This window comes from Bacillus solimangrovi, from assembly GCF_001742425.1.
Taxonomy (GTDB): Bacteria; Bacillota; Bacilli; order Bacillales; family Bacillaceae_N; genus Bacillus_AV; species Bacillus_AV solimangrovi.
The window spans coordinates 16,890-39,743 of the sequence record NZ_MJEH01000028.1 but is presented as its reverse complement, the minus strand read 5'-3'; the positions used below and the strand labels follow the sequence as shown (position 1 = coordinate 39,743).

The following is a 22,854-nucleotide window of genomic DNA, read 5'->3' as shown; positions in this document are numbered from 1 at the left end:
TTCTTGTCGGAATTGATTTGCAGCTTCATTATCGTCTACTTGTTCAGCGATTGGAGCAAGTGTCGCAAGCTCACCTAACCGCTTCCCGTACCAATACGTATCACTAGGGTTGTCTACTTCAGTTTGAGCTTCATTTATGAAGCTTGATAACTTAGCTTTGTCATACGTTCCTGCATCAGGTAATGACGGTAACACACCGTTAAATTTCATCGTCGTTTTGAATGAAGAGCCTTCTGCAACCTTCATCATTCCACGAACAGAATCAAACGTATAATCTAAGAAAGGTTGATTCGTATTCTTCCACTGATGTGGATATAATGCGAAAATCGTACCTTCGTTTGCCCCTTCTTTCACTTCTGTTTCAAACGTATACGTTGTTTCTACCTCACTTGTCGCCTCGTTATATGACCAATCAACTCTAGTATCAACGACATGTGAGTATGCATATTGCTCAAATTTCTTCAACGTTTCGATTGAATTATCAGGCAGAACCGCAACAGAGAAATAGTTCTTACCGTTAAGGTGGTTCGTCAATGTTTTCGTGTTCAATCCTGACCATGTCGATCCACTTGGACCAAACAATGCATAGTGACTACCCTTTTCAGTCGTAATACCGATTACGTTACTATTTTCATCACCATACCAAACAGTTGGTGGTGTTGAAGGTAACGTGATTTTCGGATCGCCACCTTCATATGTTGCATAGACAAACGGTGAGCCGTGTCCGTATGTAACGTCTATAGAGTTTCCTCCGTTTTTATATTCATTCGTGACAAACCAGTCACTATAATCATCAACCTTCGTATTTTCAAATGAACCTGTACCTGTATGACCGAGAACGAAATCATCAATATCATTCATCCAGCCCTTTGTAAATCCTCCTAATCCTTCAATACTATTGCTAGGATTATAGATTCGAAGTCCAGATGGTTCATTAATCATCGCTAGAGGGTGTGGATATTGAGCATTGGAATATTGTTCCCATGCAGTCGAGCTCCACCAATCATTTGTTGGCATTGCGCCAGTTATATTAGATGTTTTATAGATCATATCTTGCACATCTGACACACCTGTTGGTTTAACAGTAGAATAACTACCCGCACCTAAATCAACTTCACCTGAAAAGGCATTTGCTGATGGTACGATAAGTGAGCTTGTAAGCAATGTTGCTGATGCAACTGTTAGTAGCTTCTTCATAAACTTCCTCCTAATTTCTTCACATAAGCTGTCTAATAGATATTCAAAAAGGATCGATATTTTCTCCACACTGATAAACATTTTTTTGATTTTATAAAGAACAGAAATAACAAATAACCAAAAATATTTAACAGCCATTTTGTTAACCTTTTGAACATCTACTTCAAGGTTACGTTAGAAAAAATGCTACTACAATAGGAATATCCGTGGGTTTCTTGTAACAGCGGTGTAATACTGTAACAGTTCAAATAGATAAATAGTCTTAGTATAGACGATGAGTTTTTTACATGTGGTAATCATTATTAGGCGAGTTAACTTCATAACATCAAAACTTTTGAAATTATGTGTTGAGAAGCTAAGTTTCAAGAAAGAGAGCCTTTTTTTACTAATTAATGAAAATGTACAGGCACAAACAAATGTGCCTCATAAGATGTATTAAGATAATAAAAAGGCGGTGTAAAATATGACAATTCGAATTGTACCTACTGAATTGCCGACCATTCAAGATGCAATCAACGCATCTTCATCGGGGGATAGTATTCAAATCTTGGCTGGTACGTTTGATGGGTTTAATGTGAATGTGGAAAGGTTGAAGATATTTGGTTGTGGAATTGGTAAAACGATAATTGCTGGAGATCCTGCCGCTGCTAGTCCTAACGGAATTAATGTGAATATGAATCAGACGATATTACAAGGCTTCACTGTCCAAAATTTCCCTGTAAGTGGTATTGAAATTAACTCATCTCAAAATACACTAAAAGACATCGAAGTAAAATTTTCTAACCAAGGAGCTAATATAGAAATAAACGATAATAATAACTTACTCATAAATTGCAGCTCGTTTTTTAGTCAATTTGAAGGAATCGAAATAGATGGACTTCATAATTGCTTGCTTCGTTGTGAAAGTTCGCAGAATACATTTGAAGGGTTTCAGTTATTCGATATAAATAACATATTAATCAATAATCTTGCAAAAAATAATCGAAGTGATGGTTTTGAAATAAATGAACCCAATCAAATTCTCTTTAACAATAAGTCAATAAGTAATGAAGCTTTAGGAATTCAAGTTGATGAAGACCAAAACACTGTTATTGGCAATCTAGTATGCAATAATATTCAATCTGGAATTTTAGTAGATAATAATGTATTCGACAATTGCATTGACGACAACATCGTTCGAAACAACGGCTCATTTGCTACCAATGCTGGTATTCGTGTTGAAAGTGGCGCGATGAATAATACAATTCGATTTAACAAAGCAAAAAACAACTTCGATCTTGACATTGAAGAAGAAAGTGGATTGTTTGAAAATACATTTGATGGAAATAAATGTGGAGTCAGTTTTCCTCCAGAAATTTGTAATCCGTAATATGCAGGTTGAGGATTTAAGTTCATCCCAGGAACGACAAGCATAAGCTCAGCCTTGGTGTGGCAGTTCTTGTCACAGAAAGCTTGAGCTTATTACCTTGAGTTCCTAAGAGCCATTCCCTTGAAAATCTTAGATGAAGCTTTAGCGCTTGTCTGCTGGATAGACAAGCCCGATTTGTTCTCTTGCTTCTTGCATAATGGAAGCTGTTATACGTGAAACCTCATGTGAGTTCACAGAAGACTCCATTTTGCCTTCTTCTAACAATTGAATAAACTCTTCTAACTCGTAATACATCGGAGGTTTGTCTTGAGTAAATTCAATAACTTCAACTGATCCATCTCTGTAGCGAATCTCTGCTTTAGTAGGAGCATTCACGCTATCAAACATAATCGTTCCATCTTCCCCTTGTATTTCTGAATCAACATAGGAATTGACAATTTTTGAATGAGTAACGACTGCTTCCATCTCTTTATATTTAAATAGCAAGCTTCCCTCACCATCAACTCCTGATTCTAACATATAGGCATTAGCCTTCAGATTCTCAGGTTGGCCAAATAGAGAAACCATCGGATATAAACCATATATCCCAAGATCCATTAATGATCCATTAGAAAAATTAGGATTAAATGCGTTTAAAATCTCTCCATTTCGATAAGCATCATACCTTGATGAGTAACTACAATAAATCGCATTGTAGCGACGAACAGTACCAATTTTATGTATATTTTCTCGTATCGCTTTAAAACTAGGCATGAACGTAGTCTTTAAAGCTTCCATTAATAAAACGTTATTTTTTTTCGCTACCTCTATCATTTCATCCACTTCTGCCAAATTCGAGGCAAACGGCTTTTCACATAAAACATGCTTTCCTTTATTCATAAACGTAATCGCATGCTGAGCGTGTAAGGAATTAGGAGTTGCTATGTAAACGGCATCAATGTCCTCACTACTTGCCATTTCTTCTAGATCAGTGAATATTAGATCCGCATCATGTTTCTGTGCAAACTCTTTTGCTTTATCTTCTGATCTTGAATAAACACCCTTTAAAGAGAATTGTGGGTGGTGTTTTGCAGCATCAAGAAATATATCTGTAATCCAATTTGTTCCGACTGTTCCGAATCTAATCATATACATGACCTCCAATTACAAATCTAATCATATGTATAACTTCCAATTTCAAACCTAACATATTTCGACAACAAACGCTAAAATAAATAACTTTTGTTGTAAATTTCTGCTCTGATTTATACTGTCTTAACCTTTTTTCGGTACTCAGCAAATAGTCAGTAGTTTCGTTGACCATGGCAAAACTTTATCGTTCTCTTCATTATTGTTTATATCGAAATTTAAAAGTATACTAAACAAAATTGAAGGTGAACTGCCCCAATAGTTACTCATTTCCTTTTAATCGTGTGACTTATGAACTTGATATGAATCGTGTAAGAGGATCGTTCTCTTGAGATGATGTTTATACAAAGTGAAACTTCCATCAATGAAGGTTTTCTCCATCCTCCACTGATGGTTAGTTGAACCAATCAGGTAATGACTGACGTTTTAATCACAGGGGTACATTTAAATCTCCGAAGTTTTGAAGTGAGAGTCCTAGCGGCAGTTGACAGTTAATAAAATTGATTTGTAAAGCTAGTAGAGGAAGCACGTCCGTAGATTTATTTTAAGGAAGGAAGAATTCTGTATATCTATCTTAATCTTTATACAGCCAATAGAATCTTTTTAGTGTTTATTATCTGCATCCTAATAGCTGTTATTTCTAAAGATCAATTGAGTACATTTCTTACTCTACTTTCACTGCTATGAGCAATTGAAATCGTTAACAGCCATCCATACATTGTCCAGCGGGATCGCTCGTATTACAGACATTGTTTGCGACGGTGTTCGTATTTGGATCAACGATTAAGTCTATCCCATCATTATCTAGGACCGTATTTTTAATTACGATATTTTTTTCACTAGATGATGCTACTTCAATGCCATTAACCATATTATTTAAAATCGTATTGTTTTCTAGTGTGTTATTGTCAGAAACCTCTAATTCTATCCCGTCAGAACCATTATGTTGAGCGATATTTTTTTCAAACGTATTGTTATGTGAATTTTCCAGCTCTATTCCGTCAAACTCATTATTTTGAACGGTATTTTTTTCAAACGTATTATCATGAGAAACTTCTATCTCTATCCCGTCAAATCCATTATGTTGAGCGGTATTTTTCTCAACTACATTGTTGTCAGAACCTACTAACTGTATCCCATCAAATCCATTATTTTGGACGGTATTCTTCTCAAGCGCATTGTTGTCAGAACCTTCTAATTCTATTCCATCAAACCCGTTATTTTGAGCGGTATTCTTCTCTAACACATTGCTGTCAGAACCTTCTAATTGTATCCCGTCAAAAACATTATTTTGAACAGTATTTTTTTCTAGCTTATTGTTATTAGAACCTTCTAATTGTATTCCGTCAAATCCATTATTTTGGGCAGTATTCTTTTCTAGCTTATTGTTGCCAGAACGTTGTAGTCCTACCCCGTCAGAACCATTATTTTGAATGATGTTTTTTTCAACCGTATTGTTGTTACCTACCAATAAATTTATACCGTGAAGAAAATTATTTTGAACGGTATTTCTTTCTAGCATATTGTCGTTACTAGTCATTAACGTTATTCCATTAAGATCATTATTATCAATGATATTTTTTTCAATTATATTGTTGTGACTAGATGCTAACGTTACTCCACTAACTCGATTATTTTGAGTAGTATTTTTTTCAATCTTGTTATCGTTACTAGACGCTAACGTTATGCCATGAATACTATTATTTCGAGATGTATTTTTTTCAATTGTATTACTGTTACTAGAAGATAACCATATCCCCTGAACACTATTATTTTGAATCGTGTTTTTTTCAATTGCATTGTTATTGCTACACGCTAGATTTATACCATCTACACTATTATTTTCAATGATATTGTTTTCAATCGTGTTGTTGTCACTAGCCAATAAACTTACACCACTAACACTATTAACTTGAATCGTATTTTTTTCAATCATATTATTGTTGCTAGACATTAAATTTATTCCGTGAACACTATTTCGAATAGTAAAACCCTCAATCAAAATACCTGAAACATTGTTAAGCAGAAAACCATTAACGGATCCTTCTACAACAGGATTATCTACACCTTTGAAAGAAAGGTTATCCATTGAGATTGTTGCACCAGCATAAGGTCCACCTGCTGCAAGTACCTCAATCGTATCGCCTAGATTGGCCGCATCAACCGCTGCTTGAATCGTACTAAAATCTGTTGGAACGATAAGTGTATTCAAATTTTCAGCTCCTTTCTTTTTTCATTGTTCATTAAGCGAGAGGTCAGGAAAATGGGGATTATCAATATATTTTGAGACATGTATATGAGACACTATCACTTTAACCATCTTATGCGTGGACAGAAAAAACGTATAGACGAGTATTGATCTATTAATAAAAAGGGCGAGTCTGTTAATTTGAAATACCCTCTGTCAAGTAGACAGAGGGCATTTCATTCATTAGACTTTTTAATCTTTAACTTTTAACCCAAGAAGTGTTGCAAATCCAATTGCTTGTTCTGAGGAAACGATGCACCCTTCTAAACTTTCCATATCAACCGTAATCCGATCAAAAGTACATGTACTAATATCAATTCCATTAAGTGCAGTCTGAGAAAAATCAACATCATCAAGATCACATCGCTCAAACTTTACCTTACTAAGTTCACAATCCGAATAATTAGCACCTTGAAGAGTTGTACTTTCAAATATCACTTGTTTTATACGGGCATCTATAAAGTCACTCATCTTTGCAAAGCAATTATCAAAAGTGACATTCCCAAGAGTCGCTCCAGAGAAGTTCAAACCCATTAATTTACAGTCTTTAAAAGTAACTCTATGTATAATACCTTCACAAAAGTCAGTATTAGAAAGATCACAGTTTTCAAAAACAACATCTGTCATATCAATTCCTCTAAAAGAAGAACCTAGCAGTCTAACATTTTTAAATGTAACTTTGGACAGTTCTAATTTATCAATCTGTTCATTCTCGATGGATGCGTTCGTAATCATACTGTTCGATAAATATGGATCTTCTTTATAATAGATATCGTGAAAATTTGCCTGTTTTAAATCTGATGGGATTTTTGGGAGATCTACTTTGAACCTTTTGGTCATAAAGCGTCAGCACCTTTCTATTAGTAGTTACGTAAACGTTCGTCAACAACCTGGCACCCTCCTATAAAGAAGCGTGCCTTTATGAGAAGATAGTTTAGGAAAAATATCAACAAAATATGGCCTTAATAAAGTGAAACTTCCATCAGTGAATGCAATCCTTAATATTCCATTTATGGTTAGTTAAACCAATTAGGTGATTACTGACGCTTATACCACAGGGGTATGATCAAGGCCCTCTCCCACTTAAACTTAGTTGATTCTCCAAAGTTTTGAAGTGGGAGTCTTAGCGTCAGTTGAAACGTGAAAAAAACATCCACATTATTTGTATAATGAAGGTGCAGAGGACACCATTATTAAAATATTAGACTTAAAGCTTGATAATTAAAAGGATCGGATCTCCCCTCAAACGATCTTATCTATTTAACGCTCGTTCGCTTTATTCTTTTCACCTAACCACTTTTGTTAATAAATAACAAATCCAAACTTTCCTTATAAAGATTACTTAACGCACCCTTCTCAAGCATTCTGATATGAACTTGAAATGGAACTCCGTAAAATAATGTAATGAGTTGATTAATATATTTATCTTTGTCCTCACACAAGATGTGTCGGCTTTCAGCTATATAAACTTCAAATATTTTATCTAAAGGTAGTATTTCGATTGGATGTTCATTTTCAAATTGTGGGTCAACGGTAAAACGTTCATATGCTGTTAACTCAAGCTTACGAGGTCTATTTCGGATTTTTGAATAGTAGTTAATTAAGGAAACAATTATTTTATCAGCATTTGGTACTTCAGAAACTGACTTAAATACTTGATAAATCCCTTCTAACCCAATAAATCTCTTTTGATGAATTTCAATAGTTCTTTCATACTGCCATCGTAAGACAAAGTAATCAAGCACATCTTCCTTCATTGAAAAATATTTAAAAAACGTCACCTTAGAAATATTCACTTTTTCGCATATATCCTCAACACGGATCTCATTGAAGGTCTTCTCACTCAAACCATCTAACATTGCATTTAAGACCGATATTTTAGTTTGAATTTTCTTCCTCTCTCGAAGTGAAAATTTCTTTTCCATTCATATCACCTATATCAGTGTTTTCTTCACCTTTAAGTTTGTGTTTTATTGATATTATGAGTGCAGCTACTAAATAAAGTATAACAAATAAAAAGAATATAGTTGTAATCAAGCTTTTACCCATTGTGAAAAAACTGGAACTTTTAATTGTTAATGCATTCACATCTGGATATCTCACTAGCATATAAGCTACTAACATATTTTCAAGGTAATCAAAAGTCGCTGCAATCAGCGGAATAAACAGTGCTAAACTCATTTTATTATGATTTCGGGTCATACGCGCTATCAAAAATGCTCCTGATAGTCCGAGTAATCCTGGATAAACGAGATCTAGTGGAATTTGTTGCAACAAATATATGTTTCTTCCCTCTTCACCTAAAGCCTCTAATAATTTCATTGCGTAGTCTACATCATATCCTAAGGGCATGAGATCAAATACTTTCATTCCTTCCGCCATATTAGAGACATTCGGAATGGTGACTCTAATCATAATAAAATAAATCACATTTGATGCGACTAAAAGCACAATCACCTTCGGCCATGATGCACATTTTAAAAACCAACGGTATAGATTCACATTCAGTCCCCCCTTAATTCAAAATTAACTATTGTTAATATATTAACTAAGGTTAATTTTTATGCCGATAAAAAAAACAAAACCTCCTTAATTGGAGGTTTAATTTATCTTCTTATTATTTTTTTCTCTTATAATAATTTCATAAGGAATTTCTTTAATAGACAACGCTTCTATTTTCAACTCAATTATTTTATCCACGTAATTTTCAATTTCCTTAACCTTAATTTCTGAGTTTGTGAACCAACTGTCATTTATTTTTGTTTTTATAATAATCTGCAATGGTTGAGGATGGAATGAATGAGCAAACCCTCTATATTCGTTAAATTTCTTACTTGTTTCATCTCTTATTGCAGCAAATATGGGTTGCCATTCTTGTTCTCTTAGCTCACTGTCGCTCCGCTTCTTTATTTCAACTTTATAATTCATATTTGTCTTAGATAAAATGGAGTTGGAAATGAGTTTTTCAAGTTCACCATTTCCTCCAAAATCTACATCTGTTCTTATAACTATAATTTCATCATTCGGATTAATCGATATTGAATAAGAAAGATTACTATAGTTATTATCCTTTAATACATCCGAAACTACATTTGATACCTTATGCATTGATTCTATTAACTTTTTATCTTCTTGATTTCGGGTGTTGTCCTTATCTACTATCCCAAACTTTATATTAAAACCATTAATTCCTACTTCTTTTGCTATACGAACTAGTATTTCTTTAATCTCACCCTTATTATCCTCTAGAGTGTCAGTATCATTAACTTGTGCAAATAAAATACGTTCTTCATGAGAGTAACTTAAACCTATTTCTTCGAATCCTTTATCTTTTAATTCTTTTAAACTTCTAGTAAATAATTTTTCGATATTCTCATTTTCGTTCTTAGTTTCTTCCATACTTTTTACTATTTCACTTTCAATTTGTTTATCAGATTTAGCAATGTTCAAACCATCTGAGTTGCTTAAAAATGCTAAAGCAGATCCAAAAATGAATACAATTAAAACAATTCCAATAACAACCTTTTTCATAATAAGCAAAATAACCTCCCTTTTTGGGAGTGTATGTCTACTTTTTATGATCATTACCTACTCTTCACTTCAAGTTGATTGCGATTAAATTTCCCTAATACAACACGTGTAGCTCATGGTATCTATAATTACTGCTACATTAGCCTATTACTCATTCAGACCTATTTAAAATAGAAGCAAAAAAAACACAATCAAAAACGCCACTCGCTCCCCACGGAACAAGTGACGTTTTTCTTATATTAGAATGTTTTCGCTAGCTCGACTGCTTGTTTCTCAACTTCTGTGTAGATTTCTTCTGCTTGTTCAGGTGCTTGTGCCATGCCTTCTGCCACAATCGCCTTGAAACTTTCAATACCTACGAAGTTCATTACTGTTCTTAAGTAGCTTTCAGTGTGATCAAGTCCTTTTGCAGGGCCTTCAGAATATACGCCACCACGTGCTTCGAATAATACAACTGGTTTGTCATCTAATAGACCAACTGGACCATGTTCTGTATATTTGAATGTTTTACCTGCGATTGAAATTGTATCAATGTATGCTTTCAAGAATGGTGGAAAGCTGAAGTTCCACATTGGTGCTTCGAATACGACTTTGTCTGCTGCGATGAACTGCTCAGTTAGCGCATCGATTTTACCAACTTTCTCTAGTTCAGTAGCTGTTAGCTCGCCACCAGCTGCGAATTTTCCCCATGCTGATAATACGTCTGCATCAATAAATGGTACGCCTTGTTTGTATAGGTCTAGTTCAATTACTTCATCATTTGGATTTACCTGTTTATATTCGTTTAGGAAGCTTTCTGTTAAACGCAATGAGAATGAGTGCTCAGTTTCCTTTGGATTTGCTTTTACTACTAATACTGTTGACATATTTGTTTCCTCCTTTAATATAGAACCATTTTTATTGTTTAATCTTGATTGACTATTTTTCAACTTGCCTGGGAGACCCCCAGAGTTTATCTACAGCTAGGAATGAACTTCCTGCCAAAGTAAGATAGATTGCCATTGCTGCTAACGCAAGGTCAAATTCAAAACCTGCCATTTGTCCATTACCTAAGAAACCTGCATGAATTTTCACAGTTGCTATTGCACCAAACATAATTATGGCGATTAGTGCTGCTGCTATTCTTGTTCCTAGTCCAATGATTAGTGCTAAACCACCTCCTAATTCTACGATTGCTGTAAAGTAAGCAACAAACGCTGGCATACCCATCGACTCGAACATCCCAACTGTGTTTCCAATACCTCCAGCAAATTTCATCCAACCATGTACTAAGAAGATTATCCCTAGAACAATGCGGATTATGAATCCACCAATTTCATGATTTTTATTCAAATTTTCTCATTCCTTTTCTACTATTTCTAATTTCTCTTGTTGTTATTTAGGTAAATCAATTAACATGAAACGAGCATCTTCTGTCGCTTCGATCGTTAAATTTGCAGTATCTGTAATGCGTGCTGAATCACGTCGATCAAGGTTTGTTGCATCGTTTAATGTGATGCTACCTTCAATGACGAATACGAAAATTTTTCGTCCTTCATCTTGTGAGAATGTCAGCTGTTCTTCTTCTTCCAAGTCAGAAAGATAGATCGTCAAGTCTTGATGAATCTTTGCTACATCGTCGCGATCAGAGCCTTTCCTTACAACAGGTAGTAAGTTATTTTTCATTGCTTCGATGTTGAAGTTCGTATTCTCATAAGACGGCTGAAGCCCCTGTTCATCTGGGAAGAACCACATTTGCAATAAGTTTACTTGCTGATCTGGGCTAGGGTTCACTTCGGAATGCATGACACCTGTTCCAGCGGTCATTCTCTGAATCCCACCGAAGGTCGTCGTTGCCGTCTCACCAGTACTATCTTCATGCTTCAAATAGCCATCTAACACAACTGTCACGATTTCCATTTCTTTATGTGGGTGTGTTCCAAAACCTCTCATCGGCTGAATAATATCATCGTTTAACACTCGCATTGGCCCAAACTCCATATAATTTGGGTCGTAGTATTCTGCAAACGAGAAGCTAAAGCGTGCTTTCAACCAACCGTGATTTGCTGCATAACGTTCTTTTGCTCTTTGTACTTGAATCATCTATTTTGTCACTCCTTAGTTGAATTAACGATATTGTACAAACTCTGAAACTGGCTTACGGTAACCTCGTGGATGACGACTTTCCACTTTTTCTTTACCAATTGTAATCATTAATACTGGCACTTCGTTTTCTGTAAAGTCTAGTAGCTCAGCAACTGCATTCGGATCAAATCCTATCATTGGACACGTATCCCAACCTTTATCCTTTGCTATCATCATGAATAACATTGCGGATAGTGAAGCATTTCGAACTGCTTCATCATATTGGAACCCATCTCCGTTCCCTTCATATACACCGTGAATATCACCAATAGTCTTGTCATATTCTTGCTTACTTAAAATGCCAAGCTGGTGCATACCTTCATAAATACGTGAAGCATCTTTATATGCTTTTTTGTTTCCTTTGACAATAATCACCGCTGACGCTGTATGAACTTTATATTGACCGTACGCTGCATCTTTCATTTTCTCTTTCAATTCAGTGTCACGTACGACAACATAATCTGTATGTTGTAAGTTGAATGCTGATGGTGCAAATTTAACGAGTTCAAAAATTTCATTCAGCTCTTTTTCGGTAATCTCTTCTCCTTCAATGAAGTTTGCTGCTGAACGACGTTCTTTTACTAATTGTTCAAACTGTCCCATGTTCATTCCACCTTTACACTAGTTTAATATATTATGATTTCGAGATATTACGGCAAAAAAATAACTTACTTTCATATATTCTTAATTCAAGATAAATGACCAAAAAAAATGATTGAAAATCAAATGTTCGTTTAAATTATCTCAGTTTCAAGACTTATGAATTCATCATATCGACTACTTCTAAAAAAGTCAACTAGTTTTTAACTAATTTTCTATTTTCTAGTGACAACATATTTACGATTACAATCCAATATAACCTTAATTCAAATATCTCGAATTCAAGACTTATGAAATAAGTATATCGGTTGCCTTATACAAAGTCAACCGATTTTTTATTTTTTTCCGATGCTTTCAGAATGATGTCCAAGTTTCTTAATCAATTCCGCCGCTTGTTGTTGCTCCTCTGTTGATAGAACTGAAAATAAATCCGTAATCATCTGCGCATGCTTCGGAAACACATCATCTATTAATGCTCGACCTTGTTCTGTTAATCCCGCATACGTTACACGTCGGTCGCTCGGACATGACTTCCGTTCTAACAGACCTTTTCCTTCAAGCTTATCAACGACATACGTAATGCTTCCACTTGCAAGTAATATCTTTTCACCTATCTTCTGTAATGGCGTATCTCCTTTATGATAAAGCAATTCTAGAACACCAAACTCAGTTGGATTTAAGCCAAATCCTTTAACATCTGCTCCAACGGCGTCTGATATACGCTGGTGTGCTCTCATCATTATGACAAATAATTTCAAAGCTGAATTCTCCTGCTCCATTTGAATCAACACCTTCGCTATTTATCTTGAATTCAAGATTTATTGTATCAATATATTATCCAAATGTCAATATTCTTCACATTATGCGAAAATGCTCAGTGAGAACAAACACATCCCACTGAGCATTATGACGTTTCAACGAAATGGTACAAACGTATATGGAATATGTAACTGATTTGCTGTTTGTTCATTACTACATACTAAATCTTTGATTGTCAGTTCATTAAGGGAAGACTTACCGAGTGCCCGTAAGCCAAGCTGCATTTCTTTCGCTGCAGAAGTTAAGTAGTTAGATACACTCACTGTACCTTTCTCAGCGTCAAACTTTTCTTTATATTTACCGTTATATGAAGTGAGTTCACTTGGTGTTTTCCAAGGATGTGACTTGAACATCTGTTCTTGAACTAACAGATAGACGATACTAGCATCAAGATAAACGGCATCTGCTCCGATTGCACAGGCCTTCAAGTAATCACCAGGTGATGAGAGTCCACTAGAACAGATCACACTAACCGTCTCTCTCGCTCCTCTTTTTTCCAAATGACGAACCGTTCTTATTAATCCGTGTAAAGTCGGAATACCGAAATTATCATGTGTAATTGCTGGAGCGTGATGGTTGATGACTTGTACACCATCAATTGCGATATAGTCTACACCGATATCAAGAAGAAAATCAAGCTCTTCTTCTATCTTGCCACCCGCAAGTATTTTTGCCCCGACTGGCACACCTCCTGCCACATTGCGCAACTCTTCTACTAATTCTTTGAAATCCTGAACAGTCGGATTATCGAAAAAGTTGTCATGTACGACGGCCTTCTCTCCTTCTTTAATCTTCATTAATTCACTAGCGCGCCCCTCAATATCTTTTTGATTGATTTCGTAACCCATTGCCGCAAATCCAGCTTGACCAAACTTAATTTCAATCATATCTGCTTTTTCAAGCTCATTGCGCTCTTTAGCCCAAGTTGTTTTTGAATATTGTAAAATATACTTTCCCGCAGCCTTTTGTTCTTCAGGTAGAAATGGTCCTTCACCTGAATTAATCGCTGTTTTCACGTTTGCTGATGCTTGTGCTAATGCAACCTTCACTTGCTCTGTTACATGAATCCCATATGACAATCCACCAATGATTAATGGCATGTCAATCTTCATCGGCTTCTTGGCTTTTGGACCAATCGTTACTGAGATGTCTACGTTTTGATCACTGTTAATTGGAGATGGGGATGTTTGTGCAGGTATAAATAAGATTTCTTCAAAATCTTGCCACTTTTTCATTGAACCGAAAGGGCGAGATAATGCTTTTCCACTAGAAGCACGCAAGCCACTTTCTAACAAGTACTGAAAGTTGGACTTATTAAAGGTCGGATACAATTCCATTTGTTTTGTCTCGACATGACCTGTTGAAGCTTCTTTCTCTACTGTTTTGACAAACTTCCGATAAGTGCCCCATAGTTTCATTAGAAAAATCAAATTTAATAGAAGCAGTACTATCCTTATAACGTCGTACATGATTGTTATATTAAACATCTCGATCACTACTCCTATCTTCGATAAATTGAAACGTCCATCAGTGAGGTATTTCTTCCCACGCTGATAGTTAGTTGAACGAATCAGGTAATTTCCCACTTGAACCTCATTGACTTAAGTGGGAGTGTTAGCGTCAGTTGAAACGTGATAAATGCATGAAAGTTTTTCTTATCTTGTAACAGATTGCTTATCTTCATTCGTTATAAGGAAAGAAAACGTGATAGAATTTGTAGAGAATGATTGGCATAGGAGTGACTAACTTTTGACAGAAATATGTTTTGTCAGACATGGACAAACAGATTGGAATATAAAAAAGAAAATTCAAGGCACAACACAGACGGTCTTAAATGAACGAGGAATACTTGAAGCAAGACTTTGTGCAATCCATCTACAAGCAAAAAAGTGGGATCGAGTCATTACGAGTCCATTGCTAAGGGCAGTACAAACGGCTGAAATTATTAATGAACAGCTTCGTAATCTGCCAATTACATATGATGATTGTTGGATAGAGCGGGATTATGGGATAGCAACTGGCTGGACGTATGAGAAGATGATAAGTGCTTATCAAGCTGGTGAAATTCACGATATTGAGGAAAACGAACATATAAGCAAACGAGTTCAATTAGGATTAGAGAAGCTATTGACGTTATACCGAAATGAGCGGATTATTGTGATCTCTCACGGTGTTACAATTGTTGCAGCATTAAACATCGGACTTGCACATCCATTGCCATTTGAAAAAATTCATCTTCAAAATGGATCATTAAATGTAATGAAACATAAGAACAACAAATGGAAGGTCGAATCTTATAACGAACTTTTTCATATGAACGCTCATTGCTGACTTTAACTGTTATGAACATCAAATCTTTTCCGATGATGATTGTGTCACATCAAACACCACTTACATAAAGTATTATTGACATAGGCACATGTGGTAGATGAAACACCAAGATTATGGGAGGAGATATTTATGAACAACTATCGTCCACAACATTATTATGAGAGCCAACAACCTACACAGTCTTATCGTTCTTACCCTACTTCTTACTATGAGTATCCACCTAAGCAATATGCGACTCAGGAGCAATGGGCGCAAACGGAACCTACTCAACCTTACTGGGGCATGAATACAAATGGTTGGCAACAATCAATGCCACATATGCCTCAACAACCTGTTCAATACCATCCGTATATGCATCCCGGTCATGGTATGTATGTTCCTCGTCCTCCAAGGTACAATCTTATGACCTTCTTTCAAAATGACGACGGTAAATTTGATATGAACAAAACGATGTCAACGATGAACCAAATTACGACAACTGTCAAACAAGTTTCACCACTTGTGAAAACAGCAGGTCCATTATTATCCAAACTAGCTGGTGTGAGGTAAAGCTGGTTGAGCAAGCAATTAAAGCTTGAAGTGACACATCTTTTAAATTCTAAGATTGATAAAGACAAAATGTGGGAAACTCCAATTAAAAGAGTTTCCCACATTTTTCTTTTATTTAAAAAGTAGCTCATTCTCTTCTCGGTAATAATCATCTACCCAATCATGATATTGCTCATACAATGGGCGTATCGTTTCTTTGTTTTGTGCAATTACCTCGCATCCTCTGTCATCATAGATAAATAAAATGATATTTTTAGAAGCATTGACGAAGAAAACATCTGGATAATACGATCCTTTATCCCTACCAAACCTAGGTTTCAATGGTTGAAAGTCTTCGTTACAAATAGCTTTAATTAGTAAAGAGTAGTTAATATCTGATTTTCGGCATTTCAAGTAATACTGTGAACTAATATACTGCTCATGCTCTTCATCGTCAAAAAGACATGGTTTAACCTCTTGTCTCACTTTATATTTCAATGACTTATTTTTTAGATAACGGTCATACACCTTTACTTTAACTTTCCTATAATTTCGTTTACGATGACATACGTTTGTAACGAGGAAAATTTCATCCTGTTCAGAAAAGAGGTGATTAAAAATCGTCAACGCTTGATAATAAACCATCTCAAACATTTCAAGATTAAGCTGTCCGTTATCCTTAAACTGATAAATACCTTCTGCCAATCTGATATGCAGTCTAATGTCCCATTCGTCGTAAAGGTTTGATTTCAATTGTAGTCCTGGAAAAGTAGAATTTAAGTATTCTTTTAATGCCAACATTTAATCCTCCAACTAATTTCTATACCTCAAGAACCAACTCTTGTACGAAGAACACATACTATTTCGTGATGGATATTAACCTTTAACTTAGCGTGCTTTTACAAACTGCTCAAGTCTATCCATACCTTTTTCCAACGTGTCCATCGCATACGCATATGAGATCCGAACATACCCTTCACCAAGATTAGAGAATGCATCTCCAGGAACGACGGCTACGCCTGCCTCTTGAACGAGCTTGAGTGCAAAATCAAATGAAGACATACCGAATTTCTCAATCGATGGGAAGATATAAAATGATCCTGTCGGTTTTTCAACTTCAAACCCCATTTGATTAAGACGTGTATACACATAATTCATCCGTTTCAAATACTCATTTTTCATTGGTTCAGCGTCATTGATTCCATTCGTAAGCGCCTCTAATGCAGCATATTGAGTAATGCTTGATACACATGTCACATTATATTGGTGAACCTTCAACATATGTTGCATAATCTGTTTCGGGCCGAAGACAAGTCCTACTCGCCAGCCTGTCATCGAATGTGATTTACTTAGTCCATTAATAACGATCGTTTGCTCACGCATTGTACCAATTGTTGAAATCGAACGATGTGTATCACCGAAAATAAGCTCACTATAGATCTCATCTGATAAAACGAACAGTTCACGACCTTGAAGAAGCTCTGCAATGTCAGTAAGTTCCGCTTCAGATAGTGTGCAACCAGTCGGATTCGATGGATAGGGCAATACAACTGCACGTGTTTTATCCGTTAAATGCTTCTCAATCAATGAAGCTGTTAGCTTAAAACCATCATTCCGTGTATCTACATGAACAGGTGTTGCACCACATAGTCGAATGATCGGTTCATAACCAGGATAGACAGGTCCAGGAAGGATAACCTCACACCCTTCTTCAAGAATGGTACGGAACGTAATATCAATCGCTTCACTTGCACCAGCCGTAACAATCACTTCATCATTTGCATCGTAATTCATTCCATATTTCTTATGTACGAATTGGACTGCCGCTTCACGTAATTCGATCAAACCCGCATTATGTGTATATGTCGTTTTATTATTATCAATTGCTTGTTTTGCCGCTTCCTTCACATGTTCAGGTGTTAAGAAGTCAGGTTGTCCAATCGTTAAAGAGATTACATCATCATAATCTGCCACAAGATTAAAAAACTTGCGTATTCCTGAAATTTGTATATTTTGTACCCGTTTATTCACAAGATGCTCCATGCTGTTCTCACCCTTCTCCGTTCAATCTTTTTGCTTATTTTATCATTTTCAGCACGTTAACGTATAGAGGCATATCTTGTGATTAAGCAATTTATTTTACCGTTTTGATTATGGGTCACATAGTCCAAACGGTTCACTGTTCGTACACTTATTACCATCGAAGGTGTTATTAGCTGGATCACCTAACACTTCCAAATCAAACGGAGTATTCAGTTTTAATTTATTAAACCTAATAGCATTATCCATAGCATCGTCACCTACTAAAATGCCTGAGCCTGTTCCACTCGTTCCATTATTGCGCACAATGTTCGTATCGATAACATTGTTAATAAAATCTCCATCTATTCCAATCCCACTCCCCATATTGTTACATGCAAAGTTTCCAATAATATTGTTATTACTCCCTAATATTGCAATACCTGCTTCTGCATTTTTAAGTGCTGTACTCTTTACTAAGATGAGAAATTCATCATCAATTTCAATTCCATTGTTTCCATTTCTATTTGCACGTATATTTACTGCGATATTAAAATTCTCTACAAAATTAAAGCCAACTTCCTTATTATCACTACTGTTACACTTAATCGTACAATTATGCAAACCATTAATCTCTACGGCCACACCCTCATTAAATGAAGCAGAACAATTATGAATGAGGTTATGAGATCCCTTTATTTGGAATCCTCCTATGTTAAAGTTAGACTCAATATCCGTTAGAACATTATGATTAGACTCCACCACAACCCCTTCTTCAAAAAGCCCTTGTGCAGTAAACCCTTGTAAAATCGTTTGATCTGCTAATACAACAACTCCATTACCTCCAGGATCGGCTGGCTGTCCCGTAATAATCGTCTTTTCAATTCCACATCCGAAAATCTTCAAGCGCTCTTTCGTAACTTCAAATCCATCAAACGTACCTGAGAGAATTTTAATTGTATCTCCTGCATTCGTATTGCCATCATCAATTGCAGCTTGAACGGTTGGAAAATCAGTTGGAACTACTATAATTGCCATCACAACTCCCTCCAAAATGTTTGTCATTATAAATTATATGTATGAAGAAAATTTTTGCTTGTACGCTCGACTAGATGGAAAGGTTACATCTGCAAAATGTACTGTTATTTTTCTAAGTGTTCAATTACTAATTGTTAGATATTTTCGGTTCAGATATCAAATAGTAAAAAAACGATTATGCAAGTCTCAAAATGTTGTTCGTAAAGATTATATAAAGATTCAGTTAATTCTAAATTTAATAAAAATTAGTACATACTGGTAATTATAATTTTTTTCTTTCAAATTAACGTTCCTTCTTTATAATCAAGTGGGGAAGGCTGTTTTACTCAATCTCTATGTTCAAATTTTAAAATACATATTAAAGGATGATTTGTAGTGGAACTAAGACCAGCGAATTATATTTTTAGATTTTTTGCAGCTATTCTAGATAACATCCTTATGTTAGTTACCATTTCGCTACCTTTGAGTTACTTTTTCGGCAAATCAGATGCAGGTGAATTTTTGTATTTAACTATTACAAACATTTATTTAATCGTCGTACCTGTCATGTGGAATGGTTACTTAATTGGGAAAAAACTTACTGGAATGAGAGTCGTTAAATTGAACGGTGATAAAGTTTCAATAAGTACCATGATTGTAAGACAAATCGGTGGAGGTTTTTTGTACATCATTTCTTTTGGCATACTTTTCATTGTAAGCTTTTTCATGGTTATTCTGAGAAAAGACCATCGTGCCATTCATGATATTATAGCTGGCACAATTGTTATCGAAGACAAAAAGTAGTTTTATTAAGTTGGTCATTGTATTAAGGACAGTGAAGTAAGAAGAGATTTACACTGGACACACTATTCGCAAATGAGTAGTGTGTCTTTTTCATTTGAGCAAAACGAAAATATATGAGAAACTACAAGATAGAAAAATATACTATTTCGTACAAAAATATGAAATAGTATTCTATCAAATTGAAATTACTAGACTTACTCAAACGACGAAAAGGTCTAGTAAGTGAAAATACGTTACTTGGGATCTGACATTTTGGAGGTTAATGTGACAGACAAAAACGAATTCCCCCTATCAAAACTAGTCTTTTGGATACACTTATTGTTACATTGCATCTTCGCTGGATTATATTTATTTTACGATTATCTCAACACATTTGGGGTTATCGCTATGGCAAGCTTTGTAGGAATATTCATTTACGTATCCGATAAAAAGTTAGCTACTATCATGAGGATTAATTTTTTACTATTTGCTCTTATATCCTATTTAATTACTTTTCTGTAATTAAATAAAGGGAATAGCTATATCAATAAATAAGAAATAAATACGATGAAACCTACTAAAAAATGAGGTAACTTAATGAGGAGAGGCACTTTATTTACAATTATTAGTCGTTTATCAAGAAGAGATAAATTATCTTTAATAGGCATCATTATAAGTTTTTTGAGTATTGTCTTTGTGAACTATTCATTTGTAACTTTTTGTGTCTTCTATTTACTCGGAGTACTTTTAATCTTTATTAGCTCTTTTGTTGACATCAAAACATTCAACAAAAAAACAATGAGTGAATTAATTTCAAGAATCGGCTTTACATGGATAATGCTAGGAATATTTGCACCGTTAGGTATTAACCGCAACTTTTCTTATCTTCTAATAGTAGGGGCTATTCTATATGTTATTGGGATATGGTTAGAAAGTATCGAAAAGAAATAAGTTCTTAAGCTAATAGATAACTCTTGATGACCAAAAACAAGTTTCTTTAATTGTAGTGCTCTTCATAAAAAAACTCTGTTTCTAAACAATCCAATGAATTATTTTGGTCTGATTTCGATAAACCCGTAAAAAGAGCATAATAAAGTGAAACATCCATCAGTGCGAATTTTACTTCATCCTCTACTCTAACTTCGTTAACTCTTCTAAGTTGTGAAGTGGGAGCTTAGTATCAGTTAAGATAATCCTTCTATACCCAATCATTGTAAGTGTATTTTTCGCTTTCACATATCGATTGATAGTCTTTACAATAATCTAGTAGTTTTCTACTTCTTGTATCAAAAGAGTCATCCTGTTCGGAGAAGATGTTAACCACACGATCACGATTTAGAAGTGTCTTATCTTTTAAGCAGAATATCTCATTTTCTAAATCACCAAATGGATTGAAATTACCGTGTTGGCAAGATTGGCAACACGCGATACGAATGTTGTCTGGAAGTTCAGTCTGAAAATACTTTATTGCATATTCAACAGAGTTGGATAGCTTAGATTTAATTTGGTGATTATTCAGTTGGACTTCAAAGTGAATCGTTTGAAATTCATCTTCGGCTACTATCTCGTAAAACATTTTTGTTGGTATGACAGTGGTTTTTTCGTCAATTATATACTTCACATTCAATGTATCTACTTTCAAAGGATACACCTCCTCATAAACTTACAAATAAGATTTAGACAATGGTTAATATGACTAGACAATTAAGTCTAGTCAAGTCGTTCATCTCTATCCCCTTTTGTATTTCACTAAACGATATCATTCGTGTAATAAGTATCGATGCATCATACATTTTTAGTTTAAAGTTCATGTCCGATAGGCTTATCTAATTACAGCTTTGTTCATCTTCCCATATCCAATTATTTCAACAAATTGCTTGTGGTAGAAGCTTTAAGCATACGTTTGTAAATTGTTATTTTATCACTCAACATTTCCTCGGTAGCCACTAAGTCTTTAATTTGTTTTTGAATCTCACGTTGGTGATTTTCTAAGATTGCCAATCGATCTGTTGTCGTATGTTCACCTTGTCGATACAAAGTGGCGTACTCTCTAATTTGGGCAATTGGCATTTGTGTGTCTCTTAGTTTCAGAACGAATTGTAACCACTGCACGTGTGTATCATCATACATTCTGTCACCATTCGGTTTACGGATTGGTTCAATAATGTTTTCCTTTTCATAATAACGTAACGTATGTGCACTTATCCCGACCGTCTTTGCTACTTCTCCAATCGAATACATATCTATTCCTCCACAAATATTCACATTGTTAACCTAAGTATAGAAAAGATTTGACTTAGAGTAAACTCTAACAAGTACAATGACAATATAGATTTAAATAACAAATATTGGAGGTAGTTAAATGAAATATACAGTCATTACAGGTGCTAGTTCAGGTATTGGGTATGAAGCGGCTCTTGCATTTGCAAAACGTGATAAAAACGTCATCATCGTTGCGCGCAGAACAGAGCACTTAGAGCAACTAAAAACAGAAATTCAAGAAATCAATCCAAAGCTCGATGTTGTGATTCGTACGACCGACTTATCTATTTCTGACAATGTATATGAACTCTATAATAGCCTTAACGATTATGACATTGAAACGTGGATTAATAATGCAGGCTTCGGTAACTTTGATTCAGTTGCTGATCAGAAATTAGACAAAATTGAAACGATGTTACGTTTAAATAACGAAGCATTAACGATTTTATCATCGTTATATGTTCGAGACTATGCAAATGTTGAAGGAACACAACTTATCAATGTTTCATCAGGTGGAGGATACACACTTGTCGCTGATGCGATTACTTATTGTGCAACAAAATTCTATGTGAGTGCGTTTACAGAAGGGCTTGCTCATGAGTTAAAAGCTCAAGGTGCAAAAATGCAAGCAAAAGTACTTGCTCCTGCTGCTACTGAAACAGAATTTGCACAACGTGCGTTAGATGTGGACCAGTTTCAATACGAAGGTGCAATTGCGAAGTTCCATACATCTAAAGAAATGGCTCATTTTATGCTTAATTTATATGATAGTGAGCGAGTCGTTGGAATTGTTGATGGAAGAACATATGAATTCCAATTAAAAGACCCTTTAATTCCTTATGTAACAAGCACTTCTCGCTCAGATTCATAAACAAAAAAAGGCTATGTACCTATTCCG

Annotated in this window: 23 protein-coding genes and 1 pseudogene; 6 read left to right on the top strand and 18 right to left on the bottom strand. The window is 35.2% G+C overall.

The window, feature by feature from the left end; all coding sequences use genetic code 11:
* Positions 1–1,197 (bottom strand): annotated as a pseudogene (locus BFG57_RS11005) (glycosyl hydrolase); the annotation flags it as partial.
* A 463-nt stretch (positions 1,198–1,660) separates the two neighbouring features.
* On the opposite strand from BFG57_RS11005, the gene BFG57_RS11000 reads away from it, so the two are divergent.
* The gene (locus BFG57_RS11000) at positions 1,661–2,566 is read left to right on the top strand and encodes a right-handed parallel beta-helix repeat-containing protein (protein WP_069717541.1); all 906 of its coding nucleotides are present in this window, start codon (positions 1,661–1,663) and stop codon (positions 2,564–2,566) included.
* Between the two features lie 141 nt (positions 2,567–2,707).
* On the opposite strand, the gene BFG57_RS10995 is transcribed toward BFG57_RS11000, so the two are convergent.
* The 12 genes from BFG57_RS10995 to BFG57_RS10940 all read right to left on the bottom strand — a co-directional run bounded on the left by BFG57_RS10995 (position 2,708) and on the right by BFG57_RS10940 (position 14,434).
* Complete coding sequence (locus BFG57_RS10995) at positions 2,708–3,694, bottom strand: Gfo/Idh/MocA family protein (protein ID WP_069717540.1); 987 nt, start codon at positions 3,692–3,694, stop codon at positions 2,708–2,710.
* A 700-nt stretch (positions 3,695–4,394) separates the two neighbouring features.
* A complete protein-coding gene (locus BFG57_RS10990) occupies positions 4,395–5,906 on the bottom strand; it encodes a right-handed parallel beta-helix repeat-containing protein (RefSeq protein ID WP_069717539.1) in 1,512 nt (503 codons plus the stop codon).
* A gap of 228 nt (positions 5,907–6,134) precedes the next feature.
* A complete protein-coding gene (locus BFG57_RS10985; protein ID WP_069717538.1) occupies positions 6,135–6,782 on the bottom strand; it encodes a pentapeptide repeat-containing protein in 648 nt (215 codons plus the stop codon).
* Between the two features lie 449 nt (positions 6,783–7,231).
* Positions 7,232–7,867: a TetR/AcrR family transcriptional regulator gene (locus BFG57_RS10980; protein WP_069717537.1), complete on the bottom strand. Its 636-nt coding sequence runs from the start codon at positions 7,865–7,867 to the stop codon at positions 7,232–7,234.
* On the bottom strand, positions 7,821–8,444 hold the full coding sequence (locus BFG57_RS10975) for a hypothetical protein (RefSeq protein ID WP_069717536.1): 624 nt from the start codon (positions 8,442–8,444) through the stop codon (positions 7,821–7,823). The genes BFG57_RS10980 and BFG57_RS10975 overlap by 47 nt, the downstream gene beginning before the upstream one ends.
* Positions 8,445–8,543: 99 nt before the next feature.
* Positions 8,544–9,473 (bottom strand): hypothetical protein, encoded by a 930-nt coding sequence (locus BFG57_RS19275; protein ID WP_069717545.1) that lies wholly within the window; start codon positions 9,471–9,473, stop codon positions 8,544–8,546.
* 239 nt (positions 9,474–9,712) lie between these two features.
* Positions 9,713–10,339, bottom strand: coding sequence for an FMN-dependent NADH-azoreductase (locus tag BFG57_RS10965; protein ID WP_069717535.1), 627 nt, complete (start codon positions 10,337–10,339; stop codon positions 9,713–9,715).
* 52 nt (positions 10,340–10,391) lie between these two features.
* A complete protein-coding gene (locus tag BFG57_RS10960; protein WP_069717534.1) occupies positions 10,392–10,805 on the bottom strand; it encodes a DoxX family protein in 414 nt (137 codons plus the stop codon).
* A gap of 42 nt (positions 10,806–10,847) precedes the next feature.
* Positions 10,848–11,555 (bottom strand): pirin family protein, encoded by a 708-nt coding sequence (locus BFG57_RS10955; protein ID WP_069717533.1) that lies wholly within the window; start codon positions 11,553–11,555, stop codon positions 10,848–10,850.
* Between the two features lie 24 nt (positions 11,556–11,579).
* Entirely contained in the window at positions 11,580–12,200 is a 621-nt protein-coding gene (locus BFG57_RS10950) for a nitroreductase family protein (protein ID WP_069717532.1), read from the bottom strand.
* Between the two features lie 332 nt (positions 12,201–12,532).
* Positions 12,533–12,976: a MarR family winged helix-turn-helix transcriptional regulator gene (locus BFG57_RS10945; RefSeq protein ID WP_083249204.1), complete on the bottom strand. Its 444-nt coding sequence runs from the start codon at positions 12,974–12,976 to the stop codon at positions 12,533–12,535.
* A gap of 135 nt (positions 12,977–13,111) precedes the next feature.
* A complete protein-coding gene (locus BFG57_RS10940; RefSeq protein ID WP_217627926.1) occupies positions 13,112–14,434 on the bottom strand; it encodes an FMN-binding glutamate synthase family protein in 1,323 nt (440 codons plus the stop codon).
* Positions 14,435–14,765: 331 nt separating this feature from the next.
* Between BFG57_RS10940 and BFG57_RS10935 the strand changes: the two genes are divergently transcribed.
* Complete coding sequence (locus BFG57_RS10935) at positions 14,766–15,347, top strand: histidine phosphatase family protein (RefSeq protein WP_069717530.1); 582 nt, start codon at positions 14,766–14,768, stop codon at positions 15,345–15,347.
* A gap of 129 nt (positions 15,348–15,476) precedes the next feature.
* Complete coding sequence (locus tag BFG57_RS10930) at positions 15,477–15,896, top strand: YppG family protein (protein ID WP_069717529.1); 420 nt, start codon at positions 15,477–15,479, stop codon at positions 15,894–15,896.
* Between the two features lie 111 nt (positions 15,897–16,007).
* Here BFG57_RS10930 and BFG57_RS10925 read toward each other — a convergent pair whose 3' ends face one another.
* From BFG57_RS10925 to BFG57_RS10915, 3 genes are all read right to left on the bottom strand, one after another.
* Positions 16,008–16,676, bottom strand: a complete 669-nt coding sequence (locus BFG57_RS10925) for a DUF3885 domain-containing protein (protein WP_083249203.1) — start codon at positions 16,674–16,676, stop codon at positions 16,008–16,010.
* A gap of 87 nt (positions 16,677–16,763) precedes the next feature.
* Entirely contained in the window at positions 16,764–17,918 is a 1,155-nt protein-coding gene (locus BFG57_RS10920) for an aminotransferase A (RefSeq protein WP_069717528.1), read from the bottom strand.
* A gap of 108 nt (positions 17,919–18,026) precedes the next feature.
* A complete protein-coding gene (locus BFG57_RS10915) occupies positions 18,027–18,932 on the bottom strand; it encodes a right-handed parallel beta-helix repeat-containing protein (RefSeq protein WP_069717527.1) in 906 nt (301 codons plus the stop codon).
* Positions 18,933–19,307: 375 nt separating this feature from the next.
* On the opposite strand from BFG57_RS10915, the gene BFG57_RS10910 reads away from it, so the two are divergent.
* Both BFG57_RS10910 and BFG57_RS10900 read left to right on the top strand, forming a co-directional pair.
* Entirely contained in the window at positions 19,308–19,715 is a 408-nt protein-coding gene (locus tag BFG57_RS10910) for an RDD family protein (protein WP_069717526.1), read from the top strand.
* A gap of 576 nt (positions 19,716–20,291) precedes the next feature.
* Positions 20,292–20,645 (top strand): hypothetical protein, encoded by a 354-nt coding sequence (locus tag BFG57_RS10900; protein ID WP_069717524.1) that lies wholly within the window; start codon positions 20,292–20,294, stop codon positions 20,643–20,645.
* Between the two features lie 247 nt (positions 20,646–20,892).
* Here BFG57_RS10900 and BFG57_RS10895 read toward each other — a convergent pair whose 3' ends face one another.
* Together BFG57_RS10895 and BFG57_RS10890 are read right to left on the bottom strand one after the other, a co-directional pair.
* Positions 20,893–21,336, bottom strand: coding sequence for a hypothetical protein (locus BFG57_RS10895; RefSeq protein WP_069717523.1), 444 nt, complete (start codon positions 21,334–21,336; stop codon positions 20,893–20,895).
* A 218-nt stretch (positions 21,337–21,554) separates the two neighbouring features.
* On the bottom strand, positions 21,555–21,935 hold the full coding sequence (locus tag BFG57_RS10890; protein ID WP_069717522.1) for a MerR family transcriptional regulator: 381 nt from the start codon (positions 21,933–21,935) through the stop codon (positions 21,555–21,557).
* A gap of 121 nt (positions 21,936–22,056) precedes the next feature.
* Here BFG57_RS10890 and BFG57_RS10885 point away from each other — a divergent pair, with 121 nt between their 5' ends.
* Positions 22,057–22,827 (top strand): SDR family NAD(P)-dependent oxidoreductase, encoded by a 771-nt coding sequence (locus tag BFG57_RS10885; protein ID WP_069717521.1) that lies wholly within the window; start codon positions 22,057–22,059, stop codon positions 22,825–22,827.
* Positions 22,828–22,854: the final 27 nt, after the last annotated feature.

What these genes read in the sequence shown, in the direction of transcription:
- BFG57_RS10995 (WP_069717540.1), bottom strand. Translation starts at nt 3,694, where the DNA reads ATGATTAGATTCGGAACAGTCGGAACAAATTGGATTACAGATATATTT.
- BFG57_RS10955 (WP_069717533.1), bottom strand. Translation starts at nt 11,555, where the DNA reads ATGATTCAAGTACAAAGAGCAAAAGAACGTTATGCAGCAAATCACGGT.
- BFG57_RS10900 (WP_069717524.1), top strand. Translation starts at nt 20,292, where the DNA reads ATGAGGAGAGGCACTTTATTTACAATTATTAGTCGTTTATCAAGAAGA.
- BFG57_RS10925 (WP_083249203.1), bottom strand. Translation starts at nt 16,676, where the DNA reads ATGTTGGCATTAAAAGAATACTTAAATTCTACTTTTCCAGGACTACAA.
- BFG57_RS10885 (WP_069717521.1), top strand. Translation starts at nt 22,057, where the DNA reads ATGAAATATACAGTCATTACAGGTGCTAGTTCAGGTATTGGGTATGAA.
- BFG57_RS11000 (WP_069717541.1), top strand. Translation starts at nt 1,661, where the DNA reads ATGACAATTCGAATTGTACCTACTGAATTGCCGACCATTCAAGATGCA.
- BFG57_RS10920 (WP_069717528.1), bottom strand. Translation starts at nt 17,918, where the DNA reads ATGGAGCATCTTGTGAATAAACGGGTACAAAATATACAAATTTCAGGA.
- BFG57_RS10945 (WP_083249204.1), bottom strand. Translation starts at nt 12,976, where the DNA reads ATGGAGCAGGAGAATTCAGCTTTGAAATTATTTGTCATAATGATGAGA.
- BFG57_RS10985 (WP_069717538.1), bottom strand. Translation starts at nt 6,782, where the DNA reads ATGACCAAAAGGTTCAAAGTAGATCTCCCAAAAATCCCATCAGATTTA.
- BFG57_RS19275 (WP_069717545.1), bottom strand. Translation starts at nt 9,473, where the DNA reads ATGAAAAAGGTTGTTATTGGAATTGTTTTAATTGTATTCATTTTTGGA.
- BFG57_RS10950 (WP_069717532.1), bottom strand. Translation starts at nt 12,200, where the DNA reads ATGGGACAGTTTGAACAATTAGTAAAAGAACGTCGTTCAGCAGCAAAC.
- BFG57_RS10980 (WP_069717537.1), bottom strand. Translation starts at nt 7,867, where the DNA reads ATGGAAAAGAAATTTTCACTTCGAGAGAGGAAGAAAATTCAAACTAAA.
- BFG57_RS10930 (WP_069717529.1), top strand. Translation starts at nt 15,477, where the DNA reads ATGAACAACTATCGTCCACAACATTATTATGAGAGCCAACAACCTACA.
- BFG57_RS10915 (WP_069717527.1), bottom strand. Translation starts at nt 18,932, where the DNA reads ATGGCAATTATAGTAGTTCCAACTGATTTTCCAACCGTTCAAGCTGCA.
- BFG57_RS10890 (WP_069717522.1), bottom strand. Translation starts at nt 21,935, where the DNA reads ATGTATTCGATTGGAGAAGTAGCAAAGACGGTCGGGATAAGTGCACAT.
- BFG57_RS10940 (WP_217627926.1), bottom strand. Translation starts at nt 14,434, where the DNA reads ATGAAACTATGGGGCACTTATCGGAAGTTTGTCAAAACAGTAGAGAAA.
- BFG57_RS10965 (WP_069717535.1), bottom strand. Translation starts at nt 10,339, where the DNA reads ATGTCAACAGTATTAGTAGTAAAAGCAAATCCAAAGGAAACTGAGCAC.